We start from the raw sequence: 7,272 nt of genomic DNA, 5'->3' as shown, positions 1-7,272 counted from the left end.
GCACCATGCTCGGCGCGATCCTGGAGGTCTCCGGCGGCGCCGAGGCGCTCTCCAGCCGCCTGCTGCGCCTCTTCGGCGAGCGGCGCGCCCCGCTCGCCATGGGCCTGACCGGCCTGATCTTCGGCATCCCGGTCTTCTTCGACGTCGGCATCTTCGTCCTCGCGCCGATCGTCTACGCCGCCGCGAAGAGGTCCGGGAAATCGATCCTGCTGTACGCGATGCCGCTGCTCGCCGGGTTGTCGATGACCCACGCCTTCCTGCCCCCGCACCCCGGCCCGGTCGCCGCCGCCGGACTGCTGAAGGTCTCCCTCGGCTGGGTCATCGTGATGGGCCTGGCCGTCGGCGTCCCGGCCGTGCTGGCCGCCTGGGCGTACGCGGCCTGGATCGGGAAGCGGGTCTTCGTGCCGGTGCCGCAGGACATGCTGGAGGCCGCCGAGGCCGCCAAGGCCGCCGTCGCCGCCGACCGCGAGGGCACCGACGAGGCCCCGGTCTCCCTGGCCACCGTGCTCGCCGTCATCGGCACCCCGCTGGTCCTCATCCTGGCCGCCACCTTCTCCTCCATCACCCTCTCCGCCTCCCCCCTCCGCTCGGTGATCGAGTTCTTCGGCAATCCCTTCACCGCCCTGACCATCGCCCTGCTGCTGGCGTACTACCTGCTCGGCGTCCGCCGGGGCTGGTCGCGCGCGTCCCTGGAGTCGGTCTCCACCGCCTCGCTCAAGCCGGTCGGCAACATCCTGCTGGTGGTCGGCGCGGGCGGGATCTTCGGCGCGGTGCTCAAGGCCAGCGGCGTGGCCCAGGCGCTGTCCGACACCTTCCACGGCATCGGGCTGCCGGTGATCGTCCTGGCCTACCTCATCTCCCTGGTGCTGCGGGTCGCCCAGGGCTCGGCCACCGTCGCCATCGTCACCACCGCCGGCATCGTGCTGCCGCTGCTGGAGGGCTCCGGCCACTCCCAGCCCTTCCTGGCCCTGGTGATCATGGCCATCTCGGCCGGCTCGATCTTCGCCTCGCACGTCAACGACGGCGGCTTCTGGATGGTGTCGAAGTACTTCGGCATCTCCGAGCGGGACACCCTCAAGTCCTGGACGGTGCTGGAATCCGTGCTGTCCCTGGCCGGCTTCGCGGTCGCGGCGGCGCTCAGCCTGGCGGTGTAGCCGCGCGGACGCGGGGCGGCCCCGCCGGAGACGGTGCTCCGGCGGGGCCGCCCGTGGGCGTGCGCGAGGGGGCTACGCGCAGTACTGCTGCTCCTTGCCGATGGAGCGGTACATGCAGTCGGCGTTCTCGACCAGTTGCAGCACCGCGTCCCGGTTGCGGGAGGTCTCGCGCTCGATGACCTCGTCGGGCGGGTAGAAGCCGCCGCCGGAGGAGCCGCGCGGGTACATCTCGAAGGTGTAGCCGAAGATCTTGTGCGCGCCCCACAGGTAGTCGTCGATCGACCCGTCGGTGACGTAGAGGTCGCTGGACTGTTGGGGGGTGTAGCCGTTGCTGGCGGCCATCTTGCGGCCGACGGCGGCGAAGGCGTCCCGGTCGTCCTGGGTCAGGCCGGGCGCGGTGTCGTTGTAGGTGTAGCCGTACGGCCAGAGCACCAGCTCGCTGTAGGTGTGGAAGTCGATGGCGGCCCTGATCTGCTGCTTGCCGCCCACCGTGCGGGAGCGGACGAAGTCGGCGACGACCTTCACCTCGGGGGCCGACTCGGCGGCCCGGCCCCGGTAGGTCTCCGAGGAGGTGGAGCCGGAGGAGCCGCCGCAGCAGCCCCACTTGAAGTTCCAGTTGCGGTTCAAGTCGGTGCCGACGTACGAGGAGCCGGAGTTGGGCTGGCGGTTCTTGCGCCAGCTCCGGTAGGAGCCGCTGGCGATGTCGTACTCGCCGCCGTCCGGGTTGAGGTCCGGCACGATCCATATCTCGCGGTTGTTCACCGCGTTGGTGACGCGGGAGTCCGAGCCGTAGCCCGCGCCCAGCTCGCGCAGCAGGTAGAGCGCCATCTCCACGGTGAGGTGCTCGCGGGCGTGCTGGTGGTGGGTGAAGAGGATCTCCGGCTCGTTCTCGTCGGTGGCCACGTTGTCGCTGATCTTGATGGCGACGATGTCCCGGCCCTCGTGGCTCCTGCCGATGACCCGGCGGCTCATGATGTTCGGGTACTGCTGGAGCCGCTGGCTGATCTCGGCGTTCATCTCCGCGTAGTTGTGGTAGCGGGAGTCGGCCGAGGGGAAGTCGAAGGGCGTGGCGGCGGCGGTGGCGCCGCGCCGCGCGGGCGGGAGGGGCAGCGCCTCCAGCCTGTGCCCCCGGGCGCGCAGCGCGGCGGCCTGGCGGGCATTGGCGCTGACCACCACGGCGTGGCCGCTCACCTCGTCGATCGAGACGCCGGCGGCGGCGATGGCGGTGCGTTCGGCGGGGGTCGCGGGGCCGTGGATCTCGTACTGCCGGATCACCTCCTCGGTGACGGCGGCCGGGGCGGCGGGCACCTCGCCGGACGCCTGCCCGGTGGTGGTGGCCGCGACGGGGGCGGCCAGAGCCAGCGCGAGCACGGCCGTGAGGGTGGCGGACCGCCTGCGCCGGCCGCCCGGACCTGCCGGTCCGAGCCTGCCGCGGATGCGAAGTCGCATGGAAGTCTCCTGCGGTGGGGGTACGGGGCGGGTGACCCCGTGGCAGGCATGGTGCTGTGATGGCATGAACGGGTCAAGATGGCATCTCGGCCGGGTCCGGTCCGCGCACGCCCGTGCGAGAGGCCGGGCCGCTGGGTACGGACCGGGTACCGATCGACGATCACCCCCACGTTCCGGTGGGCGACGGAAGGCGGCGCGACATGGGCGGCGGCAGCAACGGCACGGGAGCGGGGGCGGAGACGGCTTCGGCGCCCCCGCTGCGCAGGGCGAGCTGGCGGTCGATCGGGCCGGGCGTCGTGGTCGCCGCGACCGGCGTCGGCGCGGGCGACCTGGTCGCCACCCTGATCGCGGGCAGCAGGTACGGCTACACCCTGATGTGGGCCGCCGTCATCGGCTGCCTGGTGAAGATCTCGCTGGCCGAGGCGGCCGGGCGCTGGCACCTGGCCACCGGGCGCACCCTCTTCGACGGCTGGCGCAGCCTCGGGCCGTGGACCACCGGCTACTTCGCCGTGTACGTGGCGGTGTGGGGCTTCGTCTACGGGGCGGCCGCCATGTCCTCCAGCGCCCTGCCGCTCCAGGCGCTGTTCCCGGACGTGATGGACCTGAAGTGGTGGGCCGTGCTGTGCGGACTGGCCGGCCTGGTCTTCGTCTGGTTCAACCGGTACGCCGTGTTCGAGAAGGTGATGACGCTGCTGGTCGGCGTCATGTTCGTGGTGACCGTCTATCTGGCGGTGCGGGTCACCCCGCACCTGGGCGAGGCGTTCGCCGGGCTCGCCCCGGTCCTCCCGGACGGCTCGCTGATCTACACCCTGGGCCTGATCGGCGGCGTCGGCGGCACCATCACGCTGGCCGCCTACGGCTACTGGGTCAACGCCAAGGGCTGGACCGACGCGTCCTGGATGCGGGTGATGCGGCTGGACAACCGGGTCGCCTACCTCACCACCGGGATCTTCGTCATCGCCATGCTGGTCGTCGGCGCGGAGCTGCTGCACTCCACCGGCGTGGCGCTGGCCACCGGCGACAAGGGCCTGCTGGACCTCACCGACGTGCTCGCCGACCGCTACGGGACCGCCACCGCCAAGCTGTTCCTGATCGGCTTCTTCGCCACCTCCATCACCTCGCTGATCGGGGTGTGGCACGGCGTCTCGCTGCTGTTCGCCGACTTCACCGCGCACATGAGGGCCCGCGGTGCGGGCGGGGCCGAGTCGGGCGCCGAGGAGGTGGCGGCGGGCGCCCGGGAGAAGTCGCTGCCCTTCCGCGCGTACCTGCTGTGGCTGACCTTTCCGCCGATGGCGCTGCTCTTCCTGGACCAGCCGTTCGGCCTGGTGATCGTCTACGGCGTGGTCGGCGCGTTCTTCATGCCGTTCCTGGCGCTCACCCTGGTCTGGCTGCTCAACTCCTCCCGCACGCCGGCCGAGTGGCGCAACGGCCGGCTGAGCAACGGCGTGCTGACGGCCGCGGGCCTGCTGTTCGTGGTGCTCTGCGTCCAGCAGGTCCGCGACCTGCCCTGGTGACCCTCGACGAGTCACCCGGGGCCTACGGCAGGTTGTGCACGTGCGGGCCCACCGCGTTCGACCAGGCGTTGCCCGCGGTGGCGTCCCAGTTGGTGGACCAGGTCATCGCGCCGCGCAGACCCGGGTAGGTCCTGGACGGCTTGAACTGGCCGCAGTTGATGCCCCGGGCCAGGCAGTCCAGGGCGTTGTTGACGATGGCGGGGGCGACGTAACCGCTGCCCGCGCCGCGGGTGGAGGCGGGCACCCCGAGGCCGACCTGCGACGGGGCCAGCCCGCCCTCCAGCTGGATGCAGGCCAGCGCGGTGAGGAAGTCCACCGAGCCCTGCGAGTAGACCTTGCCGTCGCAGCCCAGCATGGAACCGCTGTTGTAGTACTGCATGTTGACCACGGTCAGGATGTCCTTCACGGCCAGCGCCGTCTTGAAGTACTCGGTGCCCGTGTTCTGCATGTCGATGGTCTGCGGGGCCATGGTCAGCACCATGTTCGGACCGGCCTTGGCGGACAGCTGGCGCAGCGCCTTGGTCAGGTACGTGGAGTTGATCCCGTGCTCCAGGTCGATGTCCACGCCGCTGAAGCCGTACTCCTGCATCAGCGCGTGGGCGCTGTTCGCGAACGCCGTGGCGGAGGCGTCGCTGTTGATGGTGACGTTGCCCTTCTCGCCGCCCACCGAGATGATCACCGACTTGCCGGCCTGCTTCTTGGCGGCGATGTCGGACTTGAACTCGGCGACCGAGGAGTAGCGCAGCGCCGGGTCCAGGTTGAAGACGATCTGCCCGGGCGTGGCGGTGGAGTCGGCGAACGACACCGCGATGATGTCGTACTGCGCCTGCACGTCCCGCAGCTTCTGCACGGTCGCGCCGTTGTCGAAGTTCTGCCAGTAGCCGGTCAGCGCGTGCTTGGGCACGGTCGGGTTGGGCTCCGGGTCCGGTCCGGGGCCGTTCGGCTTGGCGGTGCGCGCGCTGACGGCGGCCGAACGGGCCGACTCGCCGGCCGTGTTGGCGGCCGTGACCTGGAAGGAGTACGCGGTGTCGGCGGCCAGCCCGGTCACCGTGGCCGAGGCGCCGGAGACCGACTGGACCTTCGCGCCGTCGCGGTAGACGTGGTAGCCGGTGGCGCCGGACACGGCGTTCCAGCTCAGCGCGATGGAGGAGGTGGTGGCCGTGCCCGCGCTCAGCCCGGCCGGGACCGCCGGGACGCCGGGCTCGGGGTCGGTGCCGCCGCCCCCGCCGTCCGGGCCGAGCACCGAGACGTCGTCGACCAGGTAGGCGGCCTGGCCGTACCAGCCGTGGGTGTAGACGGTGACCGCCGTGGTGCTCGCCCCGGTGGTGAAGCGGGTGGTGAGCTGCTTCCAGCCGGAGGAGTCCGGCGTCCAGGTGGAGACGTCGGTGGTGCCGGTGCCGGTCGCGCCCAGGTAGGCGTACCCGCCCTGCACCCAGGCGCTGAGCGTGTACGAGGAGTTGGGCTTGACCTTGACCGTCTGCGAGCAGCGGGCGTTGTCCTGTCCGGCGGGCGCGGCGCGCAGGGCGGAGGTCCCGGAGCGCACCGGCGAGGAGACGGCCGACCCGCTGCCGGCCGAGCAGCTCCAGTCCGCCAGCCCCGACTCGAAGCCGGGGTTCTTGGCGTTGTTGACGTCGGCGGCCTGGGCGGTGCCGGCGGTGGCGCCGACCAGGGCGAATCCGGCGCCCACGGCCAGCGCCAGTCCGCCGCCGAGCAGTCTGCGGCCCGGGCGGCGGGCGCCGCGGCCGCCGCCGCGGGCGGTGGTGATCGTACGGTCCTCGGTGTCCACGGTGAGCCTTTCGTGGGGGAGGGGCCTTCGCGGGGCGCGGGGAGGAGCCCCGGCGGGCCATGGAGGAGAAGCGGGGATGGCGCTAAGTTGGTCCAGACCAATGCGCTTGTCAAGCCCTCGTGTTGGTACGGGAGTTAACGGATGACGCCTTCGTCCCCATTGGTCACCCGTAACGCCCACCGGTCCTTCCGAGCGGCCGATCGAAAGCTGTTCTCCCTCTCCGCAGACGTGGTTAGAGTGCTTCACGTGCATGACCAGGAGTGAGCAGTGAGGGACAGTCCGAGATCGCGGGGCCGGTGAGCGACGGCCCGGGATCACGGGGCCAGTGAGGAACAGTCCGGGAGTGCGGGACTGCTGTCTGCGGCCCGCCGGAACGCCGGCGGACCGGAGCTGAACGGGGAACGACCGTGCCGACCGCCATCGCCGTCACCAGCGCCGACCTGGTGCTGCCGCCGACCGACCACCAGACGCCCACCGCCGCCCTGCTGCCGCCGCCGGACGCGCAGCCGCTGGACGCCGCGGTCGCCGACGCACAGGTCCTCATCGAGCAGCACGGCCACCTGCTGGTGCTCTACCCGGCCTCGTTGCCGGCCGCGCACCAGCGGCGGCTGCACACCGTCCGCGCGGTCCTGGAGACCGACCGGATAGCCCTGCTGAAGACCGACCTGCCCCCACTCGGCCTGGCCGTCCTGGTGCGCCAGATGCGGCAGTTGTCGTATCGGGACCTCAGCCCCGGAGTGCTGGCCTCCGCCGCCCGGCTGCTCTCCCACTACGTCTACGCCGGCGCCTTGCTCCACTCCGTCGCCCGGCTCGACCGGGTCCCGGTGGACCTCGGCTCGCACGCCCGCTCCTGGATGCCCGGCTCGCAGTTCGCCGTGCTGGCCAACCCGACCCCGACCCTGGTGAAGGCCGGTGCTCCCGACGCGGCCCTGCCCGGACCGGAGTTCGCCACCGCCCTGGTCGTCGCCCGCGGTCAGTCCACCGCCACCTGGGTCACCGACGCGCTCGCCCCCGCCTGGCGGGTCCAGCCGGTGGCCGAGGCCCCGCTCCCGGACGCCTCCGCCCGCTGGTGGGGCACCGCGAAACTGGTCGAGTTCGCCGCCTACCTGCCCGACCCCTCGGTGCTCTACCGGCTGGTCGCCTCGGTCCGCCGGGAGACCTGCTCCTGGTGCGGCGGCGACCTGATAGGCGACCGCTGCGGCTTCTGCGCCGCGCCGGTCCCGACGCCCGAGGACGCCCGCCCCGCCGTCCTCGCCGCCGCCCCCGGGGCGCACGCCGACGGGCCCGCGCTGCCCGCGCCCGGCCGGACCGGACCCCGGCACCGGGCGCTGCCCGGCGCCCGCCCGGGCGGCCCCCGGTGACCCCGGCC

General features: G+C 72.3%; 5 protein-coding genes. 3 read left to right on the top strand and 2 right to left on the bottom strand.

Going from position 1 to position 7,272, the window contains the following annotated elements:
- On the top strand, positions 1 to 1,154 hold a 1,154-nt coding region (locus C6N75_RS26225; RefSeq protein ID WP_105871360.1), incomplete at its 5' end, for a GntP family permease.
- A 72-nt stretch (positions 1,155 to 1,226) separates the two neighbouring features.
- Here C6N75_RS26225 and C6N75_RS26220 read toward each other — a convergent pair.
- Positions 1,227 to 2,603 (bottom strand): M14 family metallopeptidase, encoded by a 1,377-nt coding sequence (locus C6N75_RS26220; protein WP_105871358.1) that lies wholly within the window; start codon positions 2,601 to 2,603, stop codon positions 1,227 to 1,229.
- A gap of 200 nt (positions 2,604 to 2,803) precedes the next feature.
- Between C6N75_RS26220 and C6N75_RS26215 the strand changes: the two genes are divergently transcribed.
- Positions 2,804 to 4,117 (top strand): Nramp family divalent metal transporter, encoded by a 1,314-nt coding sequence (locus C6N75_RS26215; protein ID WP_105871357.1) that lies wholly within the window; start codon positions 2,804 to 2,806, stop codon positions 4,115 to 4,117.
- 22 nt (positions 4,118 to 4,139) lie between these two features.
- Here the strand turns inward: C6N75_RS26215 and C6N75_RS26210 are convergent, their stop codons facing one another.
- Positions 4,140 to 5,882 (bottom strand): chitinase, encoded by a 1,743-nt coding sequence (locus tag C6N75_RS26210; RefSeq protein WP_105871359.1) that lies wholly within the window; start codon positions 5,880 to 5,882, stop codon positions 4,140 to 4,142.
- 428 nt (positions 5,883 to 6,310) lie between these two features.
- On the opposite strand from C6N75_RS26210, the gene C6N75_RS26205 reads away from it, so the two are divergent.
- Complete coding sequence (locus tag C6N75_RS26205; RefSeq protein ID WP_105871356.1) at positions 6,311 to 7,264, top strand: hypothetical protein; 954 nt, start codon at positions 6,311 to 6,313, stop codon at positions 7,262 to 7,264.
- Positions 7,265 to 7,272: the final 8 nt, after the last annotated feature.

The sequence above is a fragment of the Streptomyces solincola genome (genome assembly GCF_002982015.1).
Lineage (GTDB): Bacteria > Actinomycetota > Actinomycetes > Streptomycetales > Streptomycetaceae > Streptomyces > Streptomyces solincola.
The sequence above is the reverse complement of the archived record's forward strand: the minus strand, read 5'-3'. Positions and strand labels throughout refer to the sequence as shown.